This window comes from Sphingomonas kaistensis (assembly GCF_011927725.1).
Classification (GTDB): Bacteria; Pseudomonadota; Alphaproteobacteria; order Sphingomonadales; family Sphingomonadaceae; genus Sphingomicrobium; species Sphingomicrobium kaistense.
The window spans coordinates 2,086,870-2,109,057 of sequence record NZ_JAATJC010000001.1 but is presented as its reverse complement, the minus strand read 5'-3'; the positions used below and the strand labels follow the sequence as shown (position 1 = coordinate 2,109,057).

The following is a 22,188-nucleotide window of genomic DNA, read 5'->3' as shown; positions in this document are numbered from 1 at the left end:
TCTTCTCCCGTTCTCATTGGCTTAGGTGTCGTTGCCGGAGAACGTCGACGACGGCGGCCAGCGAAACGTCGCGTGAACGCAAGGTCACGAGCAGGTGGAACAGGAGATCCGCGGCTTCCTCGGTCAGTCCGGCCTGATCGCGACTGACAGCGGCGAGGGCGACTTCGACCCCTTCCTCGCCAACCTTCTGCGCGGCCTTGGCCGGACCGTCGGCGAGCAGTCGCGCGGTGTAGCTGTGGTCGGGCGACGCACTCGCCCGCTCCGCCACGATGCGCTCGAGGGTGCCGAGCCAGCCCACGCCCGCCGCGCCCTCGTCGCCAAAGCAACTGGTGGTACCAAGGTGGCAGGTCGGTCCGGCGGGTCGCGCCCGCACCAGCAGCGCGTCCGTGTCGCAATCGGCCTCTACCGAAACGACCCGCAGCACATTGCCGCTGGTTTCTCCCTTGCGCCACAGACGTTGCTTCGACCGGCTGAAGAAGGTGACGAGATCATCGGCCAGCGTCGCATCGAGCGCCGCGCGGTCCATGTACCCGAGCATCAACACCTGGTCGGTCTCGGCATCCTGGACGATGGCTGGGAGCAGCCCGTCCATCTTGTCCCAGGCGAGGGTGGCGGGATCGAGGGTCATCGCCGAACCTCCACGCCTTGCCCGGAAAGCCAGGCCTTGAGCTCGGGAATGGCGATCAATCGATCGTGGAACACCGTCGCCGCCAGCGCGCCGCTGGCACCGGCGGCAAAGGCGTCGCGGAAATGCTCCGCCTTGCCCGCGCCGCCGCTGACGATCAGCGGCACGGTAACGGCAGCCATCACGTCACGGGCATGGGCGAGGTCATAGCCATCGCGGACGCCGTCCTGCGCCATGGCGTTGAGCACGATCTCTCCCGCGCCGCGGTCGACGGCTTCCCGTGCCCAGTCGACAGCCAGTCGCCCGCTGTCGCGGGTGGCCGAGGGGTCGCCCGTATATTGCTTCACCCGATACACTCCATCCTCGCCGCGCAGGCTGTCGATCCCGACCACGACGCACTGGCTTCCGAAGTCGGCGGCAAGGTCGCTGATCAGCGTCGGTGTTTCCAGCGCGGGAGAATTGACCGACACCTTGTCGGCACCGGCTTCGAGCACCGCCGCGGCGGTGGCGCGATCGCGGATCCCGCCCGCCACGCAGAAGGGAATGTCGATGACGTCGGCGACGTCGCGCACCCAGCCGAGGTCGACGCTTCGGCCTTCCGCGCTGGCCTTGATCTCGTAGAAGACAAGCTCGTCCGCGCCTTCCGCCGAATAGCGCAGGGCATGCTCGACGATGTCGCCGATGTCGCGGTGATCCCGGAAGCGGACGCCTTTCACGACGCGGCCGTTGGCGACGTCGAGGCAGGGAATGATCCTAGCTGCAGGCACGAAGCGCCTCCGCGAGGTCGAGACGGCCTTCCCACATCGCGCGCCCAAGGATGGCGCCGTCGGTGGTCAGCCTCGCAATGTCGTCGAGCGAGGTCACCCCGCCGCTGGCCTGGATGGCGAGGTGGGGGAGGCGCTCGACCGCTTGCGCAAGCAAGGCCTGATTGGGACCTTCCAGCATTCCGTCGCGGCCGATGTCGGTCAGCAGCAGGTGGCGCGCCGCGGGATAAAGCGCGGCGACGTCCCACAGGGTCTGGCCGCTGTCCTGCTGCCAGCCGTGGGTCGCGACCATCGGCTCGCCATCGACCCGCACGTCGAGGCTGAGGGTGATCCGGTCGGGCCCGAAGCGCTCGAGCAGCTCGGTGGTGGCCTGGGGATCGCGTACCGCGAGGCTCCCGACCACGACCCGCGCCGCGCCCGCCTCCAGCAAGGCGGCGACGTGATCGACCGTGCGGACCCCGCCCGCAACCTGAAGGCGCAGCGGGGTGGTCGCGGCAAGCTTCTTGAGCAGTGCATGCTGCGCCGGGGCACCGGCCCTGGCTCCATCGAGGTCGACGACATGCGCCCATTGGGCCCCGGCCTCGGCGAAGTTGCGAAGCGCGTCGTGCGGCGCCGGTTCGTAGAAGGTGACGTCGTCGAAGCGCCCCTGCCGCAGGCGCACAATGCGCCCGGCGATGAGGTCCATGGCGGGATACAGGATCATGTCGAAAGCCACACGGAAAGGAAGCGAGTGCCGACCGGACCGGAGCGCTCGGGATGGAATTGCGCGCCAGTCCAGTTGCGCGAGTGGACCACTGCCGGGATCGGTCCGCCGTGGTCGGCACTGGCAATGGTCGCAGGTCCGTCGGCGCCCGCGTAGCTGTGCGCGAAATAGACGTAATCGCCAGTGGTTAGGCCGATGCTCTGCGAAGAAACCTGAAGCTTGCTCCAGCCCATGTGCGGGACGCTGATCCCCGGGGCGGGGGCAAGCTTGCGCACGGTGCCGGACAGCAGCCCAAGCGTGTCAACGTCGCCTTCCTCGCTGCGCTCGAACAGCAGGTGCATGCCAAGGCAGATGCCGAGGGCCGGGCGCGCGAAATCGCGCAAGGCATCGGCGAGACGGAGTTGGACGATCCGCTCCATCGCGAAGCGGGCGGCCCCGACGCCGGGAAGAAGCAAGCGCTCGGCGTCCCCTATCCCTTCCGGGCTGCTCGCGCGCCGGACGTCGGCACCAAGCCGGCGGAGCGAGGTCTCGATGGACGCAAGGTTGCCGTAGCCGAGGTCGACCAGGGTGACGGTGGTCACAACATCCCCTTGGTGCTAGGCAGGACGTCCCTTTTACCTTCTATTGCAAGTGCTTGGCGCAGGGCCCTGCCAAAGGCCTTGAAGCTGGCCTCAACCTTGTGATGGTCGTTCTCGCCAATGACCTTGACGTGGATGGCGGCGCCGAGGCTGTCGGCGAGGCTGCGGAAGACGTGCGGCGTCATCTCGGTAGGGTAGTCACCGATGTGGCTCGCCTGGAACGTCCCTTCGAAGCGGGAAAAGGGCCGCCCCGACAGGTCGATCAGGACCTGCGCCTCGGTTTCGTCCATCGGCAGGGCAAAGCCGAAGCGGCCGATCCCCCGCTTGTCACCGAGCGCCGACTTCAGTCCGCTTCCAAGCGCGATCGCGACGTCCTCGATGCTGTGGTGGGGGTCGATCTCGAGATCGCCCCGGCAGTTCAGCACCAGACTGAAGCCGCCATGCGCTGCGACCTGGTCAAGCATGTGATCGTAATAGGGAATGCCTGTGTCGATTCGGCGCGGTTCGGGGCGGTCGAGATCAATGGCGAGCGCGATCCGCGTCTCCTTGGTGTCGCGCGCGATCTCCGCGGTGCGGATGGTCGCTTGCGGCACGTATACACCGAAGGCGGCAAGGGCCGCGTCATTCTCTTGCCGGGTGCCAATCGTCAGCCGGATGCCACCCGGCGCCGCTTGTGGCCGGTAGCGCACGCGCACGCCGTCGGCGGCGAGGCGGGCCGCCAGCTGTTCGGTCTCGCCGGTCTCGAGGAACAGGTAATTGCCGGCGCTGGGATACACCTTGCGCACGAACGGCGAGGTGGCGATCAGCGGCGCGATTCGGTCGCGTTCTGTCAGCAATTGCGCGATCCGCTCACGGTGCACCGCACGTCGCGCCGGTTGCAGGGCTTCCAGCGCGGCGGCGATCGACAGCGTGGGGAGCGGGTAGGGCGGAAGCGCGCGGGCAATGATGTCTAGCGTCTCGGGCGGGCCGACCAGCCCGCCGACCCGCGCCCCGGCGAGGGCGAAGGCCTTGGACAGGGTCTTCAGCACCAGCAGGTTGGGCCGGACGATGGCCTCGCTCGCCAGGCTCGGAGCGTCGCCGAATTCCAGATAGGCCTCGTCGGCGAGCACCATCACGTCCGGCAGCGCGTCCACGATCTCCAGCACCGTTGCCGGGTCGACTGCCGTCCCGGTCGGGTTGTTGGGTGTGCAGAGGCACAGGAGCTTGGCGGACGGATCGCCCTTCAGCTCGCGGATGACCCGCGCCGCGTCGAGGGAGAAGTCGGTTACGGCGAGCGGGATGTCGAGAACCTGCGCCCCCTGCAGCCGCGCGAAATGGGCGTAAGCGGAGAAGCTTGGACTGGTCACCGCGATGCTGTCCCCGGGTCCGCGCAGGAATGTGCGGCAGAGGAGGTCGATGGCGTCGTCGCCGCCGCGGGTGACGAGGAACTGCGCAGGGGCCACGCCATAGAGTGACGCCATGGCGGCACGCAGGCGCTGGGGCCGGGGTTCCGGATAGCGATTGACCCCGGCCGCGATCGACCCGCCCGACAGCGGCCCGAACGGGCTTTCGTTGGCGTCGAGCTTGATCGCGTCGGGATCGGCCTCGCGGTTGCCGAGGTCGAACGGTTCGAGCGCGAGGATCTCGGGGCGGGCGAGGCGGCGGGCGAGCGTCATGCCGCTGCCCTCGCTTCGGCGGCGCGGGCATGGGCTTCCAGCGCTTCGAGGCGGGCCAGGGCGGCAGCCGGTGCGGCCAGCGCGCGGCCGGCTTCGGGAGAAACACGCTGGATGCTGATCGCCTTCATGAAGCTGTGCACGGTGATCCCGCTCCACGCGCGCGCCGCGCCGTCGGTGGGAAGAACATGGCTGGAGCCCGCCAGATAGTCGCCGAAGCTTTCGGCGGCGGCATGACCGGCGAAGATCGCCCCGGCGTTGGAGATGGCGCGGACCAAAGGCTCGGGATCCGCGACCGCAAGGCAGAGGTGTTCGGGCGCGTAGGCATTGGCGATGGCCGCCGCGGTCGCGAGATTATCGGCGACGATCACCCGCCCGTGATCGAGCGAACGGCGGGCGAGATCGACGCGGGGAAGGTCGGCGACCTGCCGCTCCACTTCGTCGATCACCTTCGCGGCGATGGCTGGGCTGTCGGTCACCAGCAGCACCTGGGCCGAGGAATCATGCTCGGCCTGGCTGAGCAGGTCAGCGGCGACCGTCGCGGGTGACGCGGTGGCGTCGGCGATGACCATCAGCTCCGACGGGCCTGCCGGCATGTCGATCGCCGGTCCTCCGGCCATGGCGCCGACCTGCACCTTGGCTTCCGCTACCCAGGCGTTGCCGGGCCCGCAGATCTTGGGACAGGCCGGGATGTCACCAGCGCCAAAGGCAAGCGCCGCGATCGCCTGCGCGCCACCGACCGTCCAGACGGTGTCGATGCCGCACAGTTCGGCAGCAAGCGCGATGGCGGGGTCGAGGCCGGCGGGGCTCGGCGGAGTGACCACCACGATCTCATCGACCCCCGCGGCACGCGCCGGGAGGGCCTGCATCAGCAAGGAGGAAAAGAGCGGAGTGGCGCCGCCCGGAACGTACAGGCCGACACGGTCGAGCGGCCGCCAGGCCTTTTCGACGGTGAGGCCGGGCATGGTTTCGACCCGGGTGTCCGACGGGCGGCTCGCCTCGTGGAAGCTGCGGATGTTGCGGGCGGCGAGCTCCATCGCCGCGACGCTTTCCGCCGGCAGCGAGGACCGGGCGGCGGCGGCTAGCGGCGCCACGGCGACCGCTTCGGGCGCCTTGCCGTCGATCCGTTCGGCGATGCGGCAAAGCGCGTCCCAGCCATCGCTGCGAACCTCCTCGAGGATTGCGGCGACGCCGGCGACCAGCGCGGGCGAGCGGCGGGCGGGCGGGCGGGCAAGGGCCGCGGCCTGCTCGGCGGCGGCAATATCGGACCAGACGAGCGGAGTCACAGCATCATCTTCTCGATCGGAAGGACCAGGATCGCCGAGGCGCCCGCACCCTTGAGTTGCTCCAGCGTTTCCCAGAATACCGATTCGCGGGCGACGGCATGGACCGCGAAGTGGCCCGGGCGGCCGTGGAGCGGAATGATCGTTGGGGCGTCTGCGCCTGGCAGGATGCGGGTGATCGCGGGCAGCGATTCCGACGAGGCATTGAGCAGGATGTATTTGGCATCCTTGGTTTCGAGCACGCCCTGGATCCGGCTGAGCAAGGCTTCGCCAAGGGCGTGGCGCTGGGCCGGGACGGGGCGGGTGGTGCGGATCAGCACCGCTTCGCTGTCGAACACGTCCGCAACCGCGCGGAGGCCGTTGGCCTCCAGCGTCGCTCCGGTCGAGACGAGGTCGCAGATGTAGGGCGCGATCTTGAGCCGGGGCGCAAGCTCCACGGCGCCGTTCATCTTGACCACGCTCGCCTCGACGCCCTGTTCGGCCAGCCACCGCTCGACGATCCGGGGATAGGAAGTGGCGATGCGCTGCCCGGCCAGGCCCTGCGGACCGGTCCAGGCAGTGGCCTCGGGTGCTGCAAGCTTGAGCGAGCAGCGCGCGGTGCCAAGCTCGGCGACGATCTCGACCGCCGGCTCTCGCGAGCTCAGTCGGAACTCCTCCAGCACGTTGCCGCCGACGATGCCAAATTCGCACACGCCGTCGGCGACGAAGGTCGGAATGTCGTCGTCGCGCACGAACATGATGTCGGCGGCGAAGTTCTCGACCCGCGCGGTCAGGGCGTTGCGGCCGTTCTGGAGGCGCAGGCCGGCACCCTTGAGCAGGTCGCGGCTGATGTCGCTGAGCCGGCCGTTCTTCTGGATGGCGATGTGCAGCCGGTCTTCGTCAATCAGCATCGGGGCGGCTTTCGGAAAGGGCGTCTATCGCGGCGCGGTAACCACGGTGGGGTTCCTGGCGCAGGAAGCGCGCGACGCGAACGATGGTGGTGGTGGAAACGCCGGTGGCGTCGTGGATGTCGCGGTAGGAGAGGTCCGACCCGTCGAGCAGGCGGGCGACGTGCCAGCGTTCGGCGAGGGTGCGGATCTCCTGCGGGGTGCACAGGTCGGTCAGCAGCCGCGCCATCTCCTCGGCCGAAGCAGGGGTGAGGAGGGCGCTGCACAAGTCCTCGACAAGGGCGGCGCCATCGCGGCTCGGAGCGGGAGAGGGGCTGTTTTGTTTCATCGTGCTAATACGCTGAAACGTCCGCTACGGGCCGAGGTCGCAGCTGTCAACCGGGCGGAAGGACCCATTTGATGCGTCCACGCATCTCGTCAGGGACCCTTTGCCCCCTCTCGTCCAGGGCAGGACGGAAACGCGCGCGGGAGCGAAGGATGCGGCACGTCGCGCCATCCAGAGCCGCCGATCCGCTGCTTGTCGCGATCCGGCAGGCGGTGACGCGGCCCTCGGGCGACACCGCCAGGACAAAGGCGACTGCGCCCTGTTCTTCCTTGCGGATCGCCTCGGTCGGATAGTCGTCTTCGGTGAAGTAGGAAGCGAGGTTGGCCTGGGCGCGCTGTGCAGGCGGGTCCTTTGCCGGGGGCGGCGAGGGCGGATCGACCGGGACGCGCCGCGGCGGCTCGATTGCGGGGGCTTCCCGCTCTGCCGGCGCGTCGTCGGTCCAGTCCTGCTGCCAGCCCCAGAACAGCAAAGCGAACACGGCCGCGAGCAGGACCATCGGAAGCAGGCCGCTCGAACGGCCATCCTGGATCGGAGAGCGTGGATCGGATGGGGGGCGCCCAGACATGGTGCCAGACAAGCAGAGGCACGGCCGCGTGTCGACCGGTCCCTCCGAGACGGCAAAACGCCCGGGCCACCTTGCGGTAACCCGGGCGCCTTCGCGTGACGATTGCTCGCCAGCCCCCTTGGACCTATCGCGGCAGATGAACCGCCGCGGCTTGGAACGAGGCGATTGGTGCCTCCTTTTCCGCGCCTTGTCATCAGCTTACCTGTGCCCGTGTCCCATATTGCACAGCCCCTGTGTCATAGAGGCAACAAGACCCCTGCGATTGCCTGTTCATCTTGGCCCCTCTAGGGAGCCAGACATGCGCCTTTCCCAAGCATTTCTGCCCGTCCTCAAAGAAAGCCCGGCCGACGCCCAGATCGTCAGCCACAAGCTGATGTTGCGTGCCGGCCTGGTCCGCCAGACCGCCGCCGGTATCTACGCCTGGCTGCCCCTGGGCCTGCGGGTGCTGAACAAGATCGAGCAGATCGTCCGCGAAGAGCAGGACCGCGCCGGTGCGATCGAATTGCTGATGCCCACGCTGCAGTCGGCCGACCTGTGGCGGCAGAGCGGGCGCTACGACGCCTATGGCCCCGAGATGCTGCGGATCCGGGATCGTCACGATCGCGAGATCCTCTACGGCCCCACCAACGAGGAGATGATCACCTCGCTGTTCGCGGCCGATACCAGTTCCTACCGCCAGCTTCCGCGCACCCTGTACCACATCCAGTGGAAGTTCCGCGATGAGGTCCGCCCGCGCTTCGGCGTGATGCGCGGGCGCGAATTCCTGATGAAGGACGCCTACAGCTTCGACCTCGACGAGGCGGGCGCGCGGCTGAGCTATTACAAGCAGATGCTGGCCTATCTGCGCACCTTCCAGCGGATGGGCATCCAGGCGGTGCCGATGCGGGCGGCGAATGGCCCGATCGGCGGCGACCTCAGCCACGAATTCATCGTCCTCGCCCCGACCGGTGAGAGCGAGGTGTTCTACGACGCGGCCTATGACCAGTTCGACTGGAGCCAGGCCGACCTGAACTACGCCGACGAGGCGGGGCTCAAGGGCCTGTTCGAGCGGGTCAACACCACCTACGCTGCGACCGACGAAACCCATGACGAGGCTAAGTGGGCCGAGCTTCCCGAGGCGACCCGTCGCACCGGGCGCGGGATCGAGGTCGGGCACATCTTCTACTTTGGCACCAAGTATAGCGAAAGCATGGGCCTCAAGGTGTCCGGGCCCGATGGCAATCCGGTCATTCCGCACATGGGCAGCTATGGCGTCGGCGTCAGCCGCTTGGTCGGTGCGATCATCGAGGCCAGCCACGACGACAATGGCATCGTCTGGCCCGACGCGGTGGCACCGTGGGCGGTCGGCCTCGTCACCATGCGCGGCGACGATGCGGTGAGCCAGGCGGCGGCTTCCGACCTCTACGACAAGCTGACCGCGGCCGGGGTTGAAACCCTCTACGATGATCGTGACGAACGCGGCGGGGCCAAACTTGCTGGCATGGACCTGATGGGGCTTCCCAGACAGGTCATCATGGGCCCGCGCGGGCTGGCGGCCGGGACCGTCGAGCTCAAGGATCGCCGCACCGGCGAGAAGGAAGAGATCAGCATCGAAAGCGCGCTTGCGAGGCTCACCGCATGATCCTCTCCCGCTACGAGCGGATCATTGCCAAGCGCTATCTCCTCCCCGGCAAGGGCGAGGGCGAGCGCTTCATCTTCCTGGTGTCGATGATCAGCCTTGCCGCGGTCGCCCTTGGCGTTGCCGCGCTGATTATCGTCATGAGCGTGATGAACGGCTTCCGCGCCGAACTGTTCGAGAAGACCGCCGGTCTCAACGGCCACGCCATCCTGCAGGGCTATGACGGCCGGCTGGAAGGGTGGCAGGGGATCGCCGACAACGCCCGCAAGGTGCCTGGCGTCACCTCCGCCCTGCCGCTGATCGAGCAGCCCCTGATGGCAAGCTCCAACGGTCGCGTCGAAGGGGTGCTGGTGCGCGGGATGCGAGTGTCCGACATGCGCGCCAATCCGGTGCTGAACGGCGGGGTCAAGAGCGGCAGCCTCGCCAACCTGACGCCGGGCTGCAATTGCGTCGCGATCGGCACCCGCCTCGCGACCCAGCTCGGCACCTATCCGGGCGGCGAGATCAGCCTGATCAGCCCCGAAGGCCGCTCGACCCCGGTCGGGACCGTGCCCCGCATCGTCAGCTACACCGTCGCCGCCACCTTCGAAGTCGGCGTCTACGATTACGACAATGCGTTCGTGATCATGCCCATGGAGGACGCGCAGACGCTGCTGATGCTGGGCGACGCGGTCGGCATGGTCGAGGTCAAGGTCGACGAGCCCGACAAGATCCAGGACCAGATGGGCCCGCTGACCCAGCTGGTGCAGGGCAGGGGCGCCGCGGTCGACTGGCGCAGCATGAACGCGGCGATCTTCGAGGCGCTGGAAGTCGAACGAGTGGCGATGTTCGTCGTGCTCTCGCTGATCATCCTGGTGGCGGTGTTCAACATCCTGTCGAGCCTGATCATGCTGGTCCGCGCCAAGACCCGCGACATCGCGATCCTGCGCACCATGGGGGCGAGCCGAAAGGGCATGATGAAGGTGTTCGTCACCGTCGGCACCACCATCGGCACGCTCGGCATTCTGGGCGGGCTGCTTCTGGGTGCGATCTTCCTCTTCTTCCGCCAGCCGATCGTCGACGCCATCCAGTGGCTGACCGGCCAAAATCTGTGGGATCCGAGCGTGCGCTTCCTCAGCGAATTGCCGAGCAAGACCGATCCGGTGGAGGTCACCGTGATCGTCGTCACGGCCTTCGTGCTGAGCTTCCTTTCCACGCTCTACCCGGCGTGGAAGGCGGCGAGCACCGATCCGGTGCAGGTGCTTCGTTATGAGTGAGCCGGTCCTCGAAACGCGCGAATTGCGGCGCTCTTTCACGCAGGGCGACGTCACTATCTCGGTCCTTCGCGGAGTCGACCTTGCGGTGCAGCCGGGCGAGATCGTCGCGCTGCTCGGGCCCTCGGGATCGGGCAAGTCGACCCTGCTGCAGGCGGTGGGCCTGCTCGAAGGCGGGTTCGAAGGGTCGATCCGTATCAACGGCAAGCAGGCCGAAGCGCTCGACACCGACGGGCGCACCGACCTTCGCCGCGAGGCGCTGGGGTTCGTCTACCAGTTCCACCACCTGCTGCCCGACTTCACCGCGATCGAGAACGTCACCTTGCCGCAGCTGATCCGCGGCACCGATCCGGAGCCTGCGAAGGAGCGGGCGATCGCGCTGCTCACCGCGCTCGGCCTCGGCCACCGGCTCAGCCACCGTCCGGCCAAGCTGAGCGGCGGCGAGCAGCAGCGGGTCGCGGTCGCCCGCGCGCTGGCCAATCGCCCGCCGTTGATCCTTGCCGACGAGCCCACCGGCAATCTCGACGAGCATACCGCCAACGTCGTCCTGGCCGAATTCCTGAGCTTGGTCCGGGAAGAAGGCAGCGCGGCGCTGGTGGCGACGCATAACGAGCGGCTGGCGCTGAAGATGGACCGCGTGATCCGACTTCACGAGGGACGGCTCGAAGCGCTGGGACCAAAGCCGGACTGAAGCGTTCGTCCGGCCATGGTTCAGCGTCCTCCCTTCGACCGCAACAATCCGCCTCCGCCGGGCGGTTTCAATCCGCGTTTCAGCGACGGACAGGAGCGCCCCGGCCCCGATCCGCGTTACGACCAGCGACAGGACCAGCGGCAGGACCGGCGCTCTGCCGAGCCGGACCCGTTCGACCGCGGCCGTGAGGCGACGTCGGCCGGTGGCGGCCGTGGTCCTCGCCCGGGCGGCCCCAACCGCTGGATGCTGATCGTCGGCGGGCTGCTGCTGCTCGGCGCCATCCTGTTCGGCCTGTCGCTGACCCGCTCCGGCCCGGGCTCGGACGCACTTGGCAACAATAGCGAAGGGACCGACGAGGAAGTCGCGGTTGCCGACCCCGAGGCACGTTGCGCGACCCCGGCGACTTACGACCTCATCAAGCGCGAACTGTTCCGCCAGGCAGCGGTAACCCGCGGCTCCGATCAGGCCGCGTTCGACCAATTGTCCGGTTATTCCGCGCTGCGGGTGACCAAGCCCGTGCTGCGCGAGCAGGACGCCGGACTGGAGCGGGTCAGCTGCACGGCCGATGTCGCGCTCGATCTGCCGCCCGGCGTGCAAGTGGTCGGCGGGCGCCGGACGCTAACCGCAAGCCTCGGCTACAACCTGCAGCCGGCGGCCGACAGCAGCGGTGACGTGGTGACTCTGAACGGAGCCGAAGGGATCGTGGTCCCGCTTGCGACGCTGGCCCGTACCGGCTCCGCGGCGCCTGCGACCACCGACGGCACCCAGCCCCTGCCCGAGCCGGTCGAACCGGGAGGCGTCGTGCCGCCGGTCGGCCCGGTGAACCCGGCTCCGCCCGCTCCGGAGCCGGTGGACACCACGCCTGACCGCGCGCCACCGGCGACCGAACCTGCCGCCGCTGCGCGCCCCAGCTTCAGCTGCGCGCGCGCCCGCACCCGCGGCGAGATTGCGGTGTGCAACAGCTCCGAACTGGCCGCGCTCGACCGTCAGATGGCCAGCTTCTACGGCACCGCCTATCGCGGCGCGGACCGCGAGGCCAAGCGGCTGCTGGAGCAGACCCGCAGCCGCTTCCTCACCTATCGCGACCGCTGCCGGAACGACGCTTGCGTGGCGGACGCCTATCGCGGCCGCATCAGCGAGATCAGGGATATCGCCGACGGGCGCTGGCGGGGTCAGTAGCGCCTTCGGTGCGACGATGTTGGGGATAAGTCCCGCTCTTCCGCTTCCCATGGGCGGGCCCCATCTTTAGACCTCGGCCATGGCTTTCGTACCCCTTCGCGTCCTGTCCTGTTTCTCGATGCTCGAAGGGGCGATCGAGCCCAAGGACCTCGCCAAGACCGCGGCCAAGCGCGGCTTTCCGGCGGTCGCGCTTACCGATCGCAACGGCCTCTACGCCGCCATGGCCTTCAGCGATGCGGCGATGGACGCCGGGGTCCAGCCGATCGTTGGGGCGACCCTTGGGATCGCCCGTCCGGCGGAATGGGGTGGGGCCAAGGAAAGCGTCGACTGGCTGGTGCTGCTGGCCAAGGACGAGGCCGGCTATGCCAATCTCTGCCGGCTGGTCAGCAAGGCGCATATGGAGCGCCCCGATCACCTGACGCCGCACGTCACGCTTGACGACCTCGCCGGTCATTCCGACGGCCTGCTCGCGCTGACCGCGGGCGGAGAGGGTGCGGTGGTCCGCCTGCTCGCCGACGGCCAGGCGGCCAAGGCCCGCGACGCGCTCCTAAGGCTCGCCGGCCTGTTTCCCGACCGCCTGTACATCGAAGTCAGCCGCCGCGGCGATGCGGCGGAGGACGCCGCCGAGGGTGCTCTGCTCGACCTCGCCTATGCTCTTGACCTGCCGCTGGTCGCGACCAACCCGGCACTCTACGCAGAGCCGCACTTCCACGCCGCCCACGACGCCATGCTGTGCATCGCCAACAGCGCCTACGTCGATGAGGCCGAGCGTCCCCGTTCGAGCGAGCATGCCTGGCTCAAGGGCGAGGCCGAGATGGCGGCGTTGTTCCAGGACCTGCCCGAAGCGCTCGACAATACACTGGTCGTTGCCCGCCGCTGCGCCGTCGCCGCACCCAAGCGCCGCCCGATCCTGCCCCGCATGGGCGAGGACGAGGACGAAGCGCTGCGAAAGGCAGCGCACGCCGGACTTGAAAAGCGGATCGCCGACTATCCGGACGAGCAGAAGCCGACCTACCGCGATCGCCTCGACTTCGAGCTCGACGTCATCGTCCGCATGGGGTTCGCGGGTTACTTCCTGATCGTCGCCGACTTCATCGGCTGGGCCAAGGCCAACGATATCCCGGTCGGTCCGGGCCGCGGATCGGGCGCTGGTTCGGCGGTGGCCTGGGCGCTGCTGATCACCGACCTCGACCCGCTCGAGCTCGGCCTGCTGTTCGAACGTTTCCTCAACCCCGAACGCGTGTCGATGCCCGACTTCGACATCGACTTCTGCGAAACCCACCGCGACAAGGTGATCCGCTACGTCCAGGGCAAATATGGCCGGGACAAGGTGGCGCAGATCATCACCTTCGGGCGCCTCAAGGCCCGCGCCGTGCTGAAGGACACCGGGCGCGTACTGCAGATGAGCTACGGCCATGTCGACCGGCTGGCGAAGCTCGTCCCCAACCACCCGACCGACCCGTGGACGCTGGAGCGTTCCCTGAATGGCGTCAGTGAGTTGGCGACCGAAGTGAAGAACGAGCCGCAGGTGAAGCGGCTGTTCGACCTGGCGATGAAGCTGGAAGGCCTGCCGCGCCACAGCTCGACCCATGCCGCCGGCGTCGTCATCGGAGACCGTCCGCTGCAGGAACTGGTGCCGCTGCACCGCGATCCGCGTTCGGACATGCCGGTGACGCAGTTCGACATGAAATATGTCGAAGGCGCGGGTCTGGTGAAGTTCGATTTCCTCGGCCTGAAAACCCTGTCGGTGCTGAAGGAAGGCCAGCGACTGCTCGCCAAGCGCGGGATCGAGGTCGATTACGCGACCCTCAAGTGGGACGACCCCGCCGTCTACGAACTCCTCCAGCGCGGCGACACGGTGGGCGTGTTCCAGCTGGAATCCGACGGGATGCGGCGGACGCTCGCGGCGGTTCGGCCGACCAACTTCGGCGACATCATCGCGCTCGTCTCGCTCTATCGACCGGGCCCGATGGACAACATTCCGCTGTTCGGCGACCGCAAGAACGGGCGGCAGGAGATCCAGTATCCCCACGCCCTGCTGGAAGACGTGCTGAAGGAAACCTACGGCATCTTCGTCTACCAGGAACAGGTCATGCAGGCCGCGCAGGTGCTGGCCGGCTACAGCCTGGGCGAAGCCGACTTGCTGCGCCGGGCGATGGGCAAGAAGATCAAGGCCGAGATGGACGCCCAGCGGGCCCGCTTCGTCGAGGGTTGCGGGCGGCAGGACATCAAGCCGGCCAAGGCCAACGAGCTGTTCGACTTGATCGACAAGTTCGCCGGCTACGGCTTCAACAAGAGCCACGCCGCCGCCTATGCGCTGGTCGCCTATCATACCGCCTGGTTGAAGGCGCATCACCCGGCCGAATTCTACGCCGCGTCGATGAGCTACGACCTCCACCAGACCGACAAGCTCTGCCTGTTCGTCGACGACCTGCGCCGAATGGGCCAGACCCTGCTGCCGCCCGACGTCAACGCCAGCGAGGCTGCGTTCGACGTGCAGGATGGCGGCGTCCGCTACGCGCTGGGCGCGCTCAAGGGCGTCGGCGAGAAGGCGATGGAAGAATTGGTCACCGAGCGGATGAAGAAGCCCTTCGCCAGCCTCGAGGATTTTGCGGCGCGGATCGATCCCAGGATCCTCAACCGCCGGCAGCTCGAAAGCCTGGCCTCCGCCGGCGCGCTCGACAGCCTTAATCCCGACCGCGCCGCGGTGCATGCCGGCGCGGAGACGATCCTTGCGCACGCCGCCAGCGCGCACCATGAAAAGACCAGCGGGCAGGGCGGGTTGTTCGGCGGCGGGAGCGACGGACCTGCGGAAGTGGTGCCGATCCGCCTTCCGCACGATGCCCGCTGGACGCTGGCCGAGCGGATGGCGGCCGAGCGCGACAGCTTCGGCTTCTATTTCTCGGCCCATCCGGTCGACCATCACAAGCATCTGCTGGCCGCGCACAAGGTGCGGCAGTCGACCGAGCTCGGCGCGGTCAGCATCCCTGCCGACGGGCGCGGTGCGGCGACCATGGCGGGCCTGGTCGAGGAAGCGCGCTGGCGTACTTCGCAGAAGGGACGCCGCTTCATGATGGCCCGCTTCAGCGATAGCGGCGGCCAGTTCGACGCCACCGTCTTCGACGACGAGGCCGCCGCGGCGGTGGAGGCCGCTGCCAAGGCGGGCCAGTGCGGACTCCTCACGGTCGAACTCGACCGCCGTCCCGGTGAAGAACAGCCGCGCGTCACCATCAAGCGGTTCCAGCCGCTAGAGGAACTGGCAAGGCGCAGCCGGGTCGAACTGACGGTGCGCTGTCCGGACGATGCCGCGATCCCGGCGGTCGTCGCCGAGTTGAAGGGCCTGCCCACCGGCAGCGGGATCGTGCGGCTGGTCGTGCCGATCAGCGACGGGCGCGCTGCGCAATTGCTCCTGCCGGGGCGCTTTGCGGTCGATGCCGAGCTTGGCGCCCGCCTGGAACGCTTCGTCGGTGAGGGCGGCGTGACCCTCGCCGCGGCCGAGCAATTGCGCCTCGTCGGCTGATACGAAAAAGCCCCGGCATTGCTGCCGGGGCTTCTTCGTCGATGACAGGGCCGCTTGGCCTCAGCTCATCTTCATGCCTTCCTTGTTCATCAGGCTGGTGATCTTGGCGTTTTGCTCCTCGCTCAGCGAGTTCTTGAAGCGCGGATAGACCTGCTCTTCCTCCATCCGGGCATGTTCCTCGATCAGGTCGCGGAACTCGCGCACGGTGGGAAGGAACTCGGGGCTGCCCTTGTCCATGTTCTCTAGGCGGTAGAGGTAGGTCTTCACATAGCCGTGCTCATGCTCGAGATGGTCGGCATCGACCGTCTCATTGGCCTGGCGCAGCGCCGGATAGACGACCTGCTCTTCCTGGTGGGCGTGCTTGTTCAGCGCATAATGCAGCGTCTTGATCAGTGCGGTGCGCTTCAGCGTCTCGTCGTCCTCGGTCGCGAGGATGAGGTCGAACTTCGCCAGGGTCGCCTTGTGCTCGAGCGCGAGGATCTGGTCCCATTCGCCGCCGGCCGCCAGCGATTCCGAGGCTTGCTGGACGAACTTGCGGACCCAGTTTGCGCCGATTCCGATCGCCGCACCCGCGGCCAGGGCGCCGAGCAGCGGCGCGGCGCCGGTGCCCTTGTCGCCGAAGCTGAACGCGCTGCGGTCGTTGCTGGAGCGATTGGTCTTCTTGGTGCCCGACGTCGTGCGGGTGCGCGTGCCGGTTTCGTTTCGAGTGGCCATGTGATGTCTCCCTATTGGGTGAATGCTTGGCCGCGAAACGGGTGGGGGAGGGCGGCCGTTCCTGTTGCGAGTGGTTTGCATGACCGGCCGCCCAGCCAGTCAGACGTCGGCGGGCTCTTCCGCCTTGGTATGGTTGACGATCAGCGCCTCGATATCGGGGATCGGGCGGCCGCTCATTTCCTTGTTGATGGTGCAGACCACGCGCTTCTCGACTTCCTTGTGCAATTCCTTGCGGAGCACGCCGAGGGCCTTGGGCGGGGCGACGATGCAGAGGTGGTCGAAGTCACCGCGAAGCGCGCGGAGGCGCAGCTTCTCGGCCACGTCCTTGACCCAATTATCCTCCTCCTGCTGCTTGAAGTCGGTTTCTTCCATGCTGGATCGAGCCGATCCGACGCTGCTGTGCGAGGTGCCGGGCGCATCGGTCTTCAGATCGCCGTCATGATTGGCATCGTCGCGCTCTTCATGCGCCTCGGTGCGAAGATCGATCTGGTTCGTGTCGCCTTCATTGCGGAAGAACAGCATCTTGCGGCCGTCGACCACCAAAACCAGCGCACGATTGGGAATGGGCATTTAAGGGCTCCTCCATGTGAGTATGGAAGAGAACGGACGGGCCCAAGGAGGGTTGCGAGATCAGTGCCAAACCACGGCGTCGAGCCTCGTTCCGGGGCAAGCCGTGACGTGCGGGCGGTGAAACAGGGAGCGCGTGCCGTGACCGGCCAGCGCTCCCCTTCGATCACTCCTCGCGGATGCCCGGGTCGACCGGCTTGTCGAGCTCCTGCTCGCCGGTGCTGGCGCCATCGTCGGGCGCGATCTCACCGTCGGCGACTTCGACCTCGACCTCGTCTTCCTCGTCGATGCGCGCGACCGAGACCACATGCTCGGCCGAACCGACGCGGAAGATCATCACGCCCTGCGTGTTGCGGCCGGCAATCCGGATCGATCCGACGGTGGTGCGGATCATCTTGCCCTGATCGGTCGCAAGCATGATCTGCTCGCCCGGCTTGACCGGGAAGCTCGCCACAACCTGGCCGTTGCGTTCCGAAGTGTCGATGTTGGTGATACCCTGCCCACCGCGGCCGGTACGGCGATATTCGTAGGCGCTGGTACGCTTGCCGAAGCCGTTTTCGGTGACGGTCAGGATGAACTGCTCATTGTCGGCGATGAAGTTGTAGCGCTCCTCGTCGAGCCCTTCGGCGCCGATGTTGTCGCGCCAGCGCGGGCTGCGCAGATAGGCTTCGCGCTCTTCCGCTTCGGTGCCGACGCGGCGCAGGATCGACATCGACATGACCTCGTCGTCCCCGAGCAGCCGGACTCCGCGTACGCCGGTCGACGAACGCGACTGGAATTCGCGGATCGCGGTCGACATGAAGCGGATCGCCTTGCCGTTGCGGGTGGCAAGCAGGACGTCGTCCCCTTCGCTGCACAATGCGACGCCGACCAGGCGGTCGGTCGCATCCTCTTCCTCGCCCTCGTCGGCGATCCCGAACTTCATCGCGATCTTGCCGGCGGTGGGGATGTTCTTGAACGCGTCCATGCTGTTGCGGCGGACCGCGCCATGGGCGGTGGCGAACATCAGGTGCAGCGCGCCCCAGCTTTCCTCGTCCTCGGGCAGCGGCAGGACGGTGGTGATCACCTCGCCTGCCTGCAACGGCAGGAGGTTGATCATCGGCCGGCCCTTGGCGGTCGGTCCGCCCTCGGGCAGGCGCCATACCTTCATCCGGTAGACCCGGCCGAGGTTGGAGAAGAACAGCACCGGATTGTGGGTCGATGTCACGAACAGGTTGGTGACCGCATCCTCGTCCTTGGTGGCGATGCCGGAACGGCCCTTGCCGCCGCGCTTCTGCTCGCGGAACACCGACAAAGCGGTGCGCTTGATGTAGCCGGTCATGGTCACCGTCACGACCATGTCCTCACGCTCGATCAGATCCTCGTCGTCGATCCCGTCGAACGCCGCCGCCAGCTCAGTCTTGCGCGGGGTGGAGAATTCGCGGTCGACCTCGTCCAGCTCCTCGCGCATCACCTCGTAGAGGCGGACGCGGTTGCCGAGAATCTCGAGAAGGTCGGTGATGATCGTCGCCAGCCCCTCGAGCTCGTTGCCGATCTCGTCACGGCCGAGCGCGGTGAGGCGATGGAGGCGCAGGTCGAGGATCGCCTTCACCTGCGTTTCGCTGAGGCGATAGTCGGCGCCGACCGCATGGGCCTCGACCGCTTCGACCAGACGGATGTAGGGGCGGATCTCGTCGCCCGGCCAGTCGCGCGAAAGCAGCGCCTCGCGCGCCTCGGCGGGAGAAGCGGAGCCGCGGATGATCCGCACCACCTCGTCGAGGTTAGTGACTGCAACCACCAGCCCGAGCAGGATGTGGGCCCGGTCGCGCGCCTTCATCAGCTCGAACTTCGAGCGGCGGGTGATGACTTCCTCGCGGAACTTGATGAAGCTCTCGATGATGTCGCGCAGCGCCAGCGTTTCGGGCCGGCCGCCGCGGATCGCCAGCATGTTGCAGGGGAAGGAGCCCTGCGCCGGGGTATGCCGCCAGAGCTGGTTCAGCACCACTTCGGGGGTCGCGTCGCGCTTCAGTTCGATGACGACCCGGACGCCCTCGCGGTTCGATTCGTCGCGGATGTCGGATACGCCCTCGATCCGCTTTTCCTTGGCGGCTTCGGCGATCTTCTCGACCAGCGCATTCTTGCCTTGCTGGTAGGGGATTTCGGTGAGCACGATCGACTTGCGATCGCCCCGGCCTTCCTCGATCTTGTAGCGCGAGCGCACCACCACCGAGCCGCGCCCGGCGGTGTAGGCCGAGCGGATCCCGGCGGTGCCGAGGATGATGGCACCGGTCGGGAAGTCGGGCCCCTTCACATGCTCCATCAACTGCTCGGACGTCACCGCGGGATCGTCGATGTAGGCGCGGCAGGCGTTGATCACTTCGCCGAGGTTGTGGGGCGGAATATTGGTTGCCATGCCGACCGCGATCCCGCCGGCGCCGTTGACCAGCAGGTTGGGAAAGCGCGCCGGAAGGACCTGCGGCTCGCGCTCGGACGCGTCGTAGTTGGGCTGGAAGTTGACCGTGTCCTTGTCGAGGTCGTCGAGCAGGAAGCCCGCGACCTTGGCCAGCCGCGCCTCGGTGTAGCGCATGGCGGCGGGCGGATCGGGATCCATCGAGCCGAAGTTGCCCTGGCCGTCGATCAGCGGCACCCGCATCGACCAGTCCTGGGTCATCCGGGCCAGCGCGTCGTAGATCGCGGTGTCGCCGTGCGGGTGGTATTTACCGATCACGTCGCCGACGATGCGGGCCGACTTGCGGTAGGGCCGGTTGTAGACGAATCCGTTCTCGCTGGCCGAATAAAGGATGCGCCGGTGGACCGGCTTCAGCCCGTCGCGCACGTCGGGCAGCGCGCGGCTGACGATGACGCTCATCGCATAGTCGAGATAGCTGGTCTTCATCTCCTCGACGATGGAGATGGGCAGAATCGCGTCGCTCGAAGGCGGGGTGCCCGCCGGGGCTTCAGTGGCCAAGAAACAACCTCAGGCTTGTGTTTATCGTTGTATGCAACTGCCTAGCAGCGCGCGCGTGTACGCGCGAGGGTTTCCTCGCGCGCCGCCCTAGTCGCGGACAAACAGCGGACGCGCCGCCGTGCTGCCTTCCGCAGCATGCTTCCAGCCGTCGCGGTTGAAGCCCTCCACCGCCTCGCGGTCGGCGATCCTTTCCTCGCACAGCCAGCGGGCCATGGTGCCGCGGGCGACCTTGGCGGTGAAGCTCTGGAACTGCAGACCCTTGGCGGTCCGGACCCGAAAGTCGGGGCTGACCAGGGTCACGCCCTTCCGGGGCAGGAAGGGCTGCACCACGGCAAAATATTCGTTGCTGGCAAGGTTCATCAGCAGGCCCGAGCAATCGCTCTTGAGGTCATCCAGCACCGCGCGGGCGACCTTGCGGCCCCAATGCTCGACCAGCTTGCCGCCGCTCGGGCTCCAGCCGGTGCCCATTTCCAGCCGATAGGGCCGCATCGCATCGAGCGGGCGGAGCACGCCGTAGAGCCCTGACAGGATTCGCAGGTGGTCCTGCGCAAAGGCGATCGTTTCCTCGTCCGCGCTGGCCGCGTCGAAGCCGCGATAGACGTCGCCGGCGAAGGCGCGGATCGCGGGCCGCTGCTCGGCCTTGCGGAAGGTCTTGAAGCGCGTGGCGTTGAGCTCTGCGAGCTTGTCGGAGATGTGCATCAGCCCCGCCAGGTCGGCCGGACCGAGCTTCGCGGCAGCGCGCGCGATGCTGGCCGCCTCGCGTTCAAAGCGCGGCGTGGTCGCCTCCTCCTCGAAGGGAGTGGCGAAATCGAGGGTCTTGGCGGGGGAAAGGAGGATGATCACAGGGGAGGGCGGCTAGCAAAGCGCAGGGGCATCCGTCCATACCGGCTGCTAACTCCTTCAAAAGCAACGGTTCAATCAAGGTTCACGCAGAATCGGCTTGAGGCTGGCGAGCGCAGCGGCAGGCGTCTACAGGACGGCCAGTTGCTTGCATTTCGAAACCAGGGAGTAGCTTCTTGATGTCGACCAAGTCCCGGGCGCTGATCGCCGCCCTTCTGATGACCGCCGTGGCCGCCCCGACCGTGGCCACCGCGCAGAAGCCTGCCGCCGCACCGAAGGTGACGGTCTCCAAGGAAGCCCAGCCTGCGCTGGCCGCGCTGGAGAAGGCCACCAAGGAAAAGCGTACCGCCGACATTCCGGCGCTCGGCGCTGCTGCGGTTGCCGCAGCCAAGACCCCGACCGATCGCTATTTCGCCTACCGGCTCCAGCTCGCTTCGCTGGCCGCAGCCAAGAACAATGACGCGCTGTTGACCGGGATCGAAGGTGTCATCGGGACCGGCATCGCGACTGGCGACGAGCTCGCCAACCTGACCCTCCTGTCGGCCAAACTCAGCTTCAACAAGGGCGCGACCGACCCTGCCATGGCGGCGCTGTCCACGACCCGCGCGCAGCAGGCCGTCCAGCTGAACCCGAACGACGGCGAAGCGCATTACATCTACGGCCTCAGCCTGAACCGTCAGAAGCGTCCGGCCGAAGCCGTTGCCTCGATCCAGAAGGCGCAAGCGCTGTGGGCAGCCGCCGGCAAGCCCTACGACCAGAACGTGGCCGATCAGATGTTCGGGATCGCCTATACCGCCAAGCTGCCGGTCGCCCGCGATCTCGCGGTTGCCCAGCTCAAGGCGGCTCCGTCTGCCAAGACGTGGCGGACGGCGATCAAGGTCACCGAGCAGTCGAGCGCCTTTGCCGCCCCCGACAAGGTCGACCTGTTCCGGCTCCAACGTGCGACCAGCAGCCTTGAAGGCGAGGGCGACTATTACCCCTATGTCGACGCGCTGATGACCCGCGGTCTCCCCGCCGAGGCCAAGGCCGTGCTCGACGAGGCGTTCGCGGCCGGCAAGCTGGACAAGAGCAAGCCGATGTGGCGCGACCTTTACAGCAGCGCGGTCACCCGCAGCGCCGGCGACAAGAGCGCCCCCAATGGCGACGTCTACCTCGGTCGCGGCGACTATGCGAAGGCCGCCGCCGCCTATCGTGCCGACGCGGCCAAGGGTGGAGCAGGCGCCGATCTCGCCAACCTTCGCCTCGGCATCGCGCTGGCCCGCTCGGGCGACAAGGCCGGTGCCACCGCCGCCCTCAACGCGGTGAAGGGCCAGCGTGCCGCGATCGCCCAGATGTGGCTCGTCTACGTGCAGTCGGCGGCCTGACACCCGTCAGGACCGACTGATGACGTTCGAGGGGTTCCTGCCAGGCGGCGGGGACCCCTTGTTCCTTCCGGCACTGGTTAACTGAACGGTAAAGCCTCTCGCCTACTTCCGAT

Annotated in this window: 19 protein-coding genes; 6 read left to right on the top strand and 13 right to left on the bottom strand. The window is 67.5% G+C overall.

The window, feature by feature from the left end; translation table 11 throughout:
- Window positions 1-13: 13 nt before the first annotated feature.
- Genes hisIE through GGQ97_RS10285 form a run of 9 tightly spaced genes read right to left on the bottom strand, consistent with a single transcriptional unit; the run spans window position 14 to window position 7,313 of the window.
- Window positions 14-628: a bifunctional phosphoribosyl-AMP cyclohydrolase/phosphoribosyl-ATP diphosphatase HisIE gene (gene hisIE, locus GGQ97_RS10325; RefSeq protein ID WP_168069323.1), complete on the bottom strand. Its 615-nt coding sequence runs from the start codon at window positions 626-628 to the stop codon at window positions 14-16.
- On the bottom strand, window positions 625-1,392 hold the full coding sequence (hisF, locus tag GGQ97_RS10320; RefSeq protein WP_168069321.1) for an imidazole glycerol phosphate synthase subunit HisF: 768 nt from the start codon (window positions 1,390-1,392) through the stop codon (window positions 625-627). Before hisF ends, hisIE begins: the two co-directional genes overlap by 4 nt.
- Entirely contained in the window at window positions 1,379-2,092 is a 714-nt protein-coding gene (locus tag GGQ97_RS10315) for a 1-(5-phosphoribosyl)-5-[(5-phosphoribosylamino)methylideneamino]imidazole-4-carboxamide isomerase (RefSeq protein WP_168069319.1), read from the bottom strand. The genes hisF and GGQ97_RS10315 overlap by 14 nt, the downstream gene beginning before the upstream one ends.
- On the bottom strand, window positions 2,089-2,673 hold the full coding sequence (gene hisH, locus GGQ97_RS10310; RefSeq protein ID WP_168069317.1) for an imidazole glycerol phosphate synthase subunit HisH: 585 nt from the start codon (window positions 2,671-2,673) through the stop codon (window positions 2,089-2,091). Before hisH ends, GGQ97_RS10315 begins: the two co-directional genes overlap by 4 nt.
- Window positions 2,670-4,325 carry an imidazoleglycerol-phosphate dehydratase HisB gene (hisB, locus tag GGQ97_RS14190; protein WP_209022835.1) on the bottom strand — a complete coding sequence of 552 codons (1,656 nt, stop codon included), beginning with the start codon at window positions 4,323-4,325 and terminating at the stop codon, window positions 2,670-2,672. Before hisB ends, hisH begins: the two co-directional genes overlap by 4 nt.
- Window positions 4,322-5,608, bottom strand: coding sequence for a histidinol dehydrogenase (hisD, locus tag GGQ97_RS10300; RefSeq protein WP_168069315.1), 1,287 nt, complete (start codon window positions 5,606-5,608; stop codon window positions 4,322-4,324). The genes hisB and hisD overlap by 4 nt, the downstream gene beginning before the upstream one ends.
- On the bottom strand, window positions 5,605-6,495 hold the full coding sequence (gene hisG, locus GGQ97_RS10295) for an ATP phosphoribosyltransferase (protein WP_168069313.1): 891 nt from the start codon (window positions 6,493-6,495) through the stop codon (window positions 5,605-5,607). Before hisG ends, hisD begins: the two co-directional genes overlap by 4 nt.
- On the bottom strand, window positions 6,485-6,820 hold the full coding sequence (locus GGQ97_RS10290) for a YerC/YecD family TrpR-related protein (RefSeq protein ID WP_168069311.1): 336 nt from the start codon (window positions 6,818-6,820) through the stop codon (window positions 6,485-6,487). Before GGQ97_RS10290 ends, hisG begins: the two co-directional genes overlap by 11 nt.
- A 46-nt stretch (window positions 6,821-6,866) precedes the next feature.
- Window positions 6,867-7,313, bottom strand: a complete 447-nt coding sequence (locus GGQ97_RS10285; RefSeq protein ID WP_245197936.1) for an energy transducer TonB — start codon at window positions 7,311-7,313, stop codon at window positions 6,867-6,869.
- 367 nt (window positions 7,314-7,680) lie between these two features.
- Here GGQ97_RS10285 and proS point away from each other — a divergent pair, with 367 nt between their 5' ends.
- From proS to dnaE, 5 genes are all read left to right on the top strand, one after another.
- Window positions 7,681-9,003 (top strand): proline--tRNA ligase, encoded by a 1,323-nt coding sequence (gene proS, locus GGQ97_RS10280; protein WP_168069307.1) that lies wholly within the window; start codon window positions 7,681-7,683, stop codon window positions 9,001-9,003.
- The gene (locus GGQ97_RS10275) at window positions 9,000-10,256 is read left to right on the top strand and encodes a lipoprotein-releasing ABC transporter permease subunit (RefSeq protein ID WP_168069305.1); all 1,257 of its coding nucleotides are present in this window, start codon (window positions 9,000-9,002) and stop codon (window positions 10,254-10,256) included. Before proS ends, GGQ97_RS10275 begins: the two co-directional genes overlap by 4 nt.
- Window positions 10,249-10,944: an ABC transporter ATP-binding protein gene (locus GGQ97_RS10270; RefSeq protein ID WP_168069303.1), complete on the top strand. Its 696-nt coding sequence runs from the start codon at window positions 10,249-10,251 to the stop codon at window positions 10,942-10,944. The genes GGQ97_RS10275 and GGQ97_RS10270 overlap by 8 nt, the downstream gene beginning before the upstream one ends.
- Window positions 10,945-10,959: 15 nt before the next feature.
- Window positions 10,960-12,123 (top strand): lysozyme inhibitor LprI family protein, encoded by a 1,164-nt coding sequence (locus tag GGQ97_RS10265; protein ID WP_168069301.1) that lies wholly within the window; start codon window positions 10,960-10,962, stop codon window positions 12,121-12,123.
- A gap of 79 nt (window positions 12,124-12,202) precedes the next feature.
- Window positions 12,203-15,643, top strand: a complete 3,441-nt coding sequence (dnaE, locus tag GGQ97_RS10260) for a DNA polymerase III subunit alpha (protein ID WP_168069299.1) — start codon at window positions 12,203-12,205, stop codon at window positions 15,641-15,643.
- A gap of 60 nt (window positions 15,644-15,703) precedes the next feature.
- Here dnaE and GGQ97_RS10255 read toward each other — a convergent pair whose 3' ends face one another.
- From GGQ97_RS10255 to GGQ97_RS10240, 4 genes are all read right to left on the bottom strand, one after another.
- On the bottom strand, window positions 15,704-16,357 hold the full coding sequence (locus GGQ97_RS10255) for a hemerythrin domain-containing protein (protein ID WP_168069297.1): 654 nt from the start codon (window positions 16,355-16,357) through the stop codon (window positions 15,704-15,706).
- 99 nt (window positions 16,358-16,456) lie between these two features.
- Window positions 16,457-16,927, bottom strand: coding sequence for a host attachment family protein (locus tag GGQ97_RS10250; protein WP_168069295.1), 471 nt, complete (start codon window positions 16,925-16,927; stop codon window positions 16,457-16,459).
- Window positions 16,928-17,090: 163 nt separating this feature from the next.
- The gene (gyrA, locus tag GGQ97_RS10245; protein WP_168070966.1) at window positions 17,091-19,799 is read right to left on the bottom strand and encodes a DNA gyrase subunit A; all 2,709 of its coding nucleotides are present in this window, start codon (window positions 19,797-19,799) and stop codon (window positions 17,091-17,093) included.
- Between the two features lie 159 nt (window positions 19,800-19,958).
- Complete coding sequence (locus GGQ97_RS10240) at window positions 19,959-20,714, bottom strand: peroxide stress protein YaaA (RefSeq protein WP_168069293.1); 756 nt, start codon at window positions 20,712-20,714, stop codon at window positions 19,959-19,961.
- 176 nt (window positions 20,715-20,890) lie between these two features.
- Between GGQ97_RS10240 and GGQ97_RS10235 the strand changes: the two genes are divergently transcribed.
- Window positions 20,891-22,075 (top strand): hypothetical protein, encoded by a 1,185-nt coding sequence (locus GGQ97_RS10235; protein WP_168069292.1) that lies wholly within the window; start codon window positions 20,891-20,893, stop codon window positions 22,073-22,075.
- Window positions 22,076-22,188 lie beyond the last annotated feature (113 nt).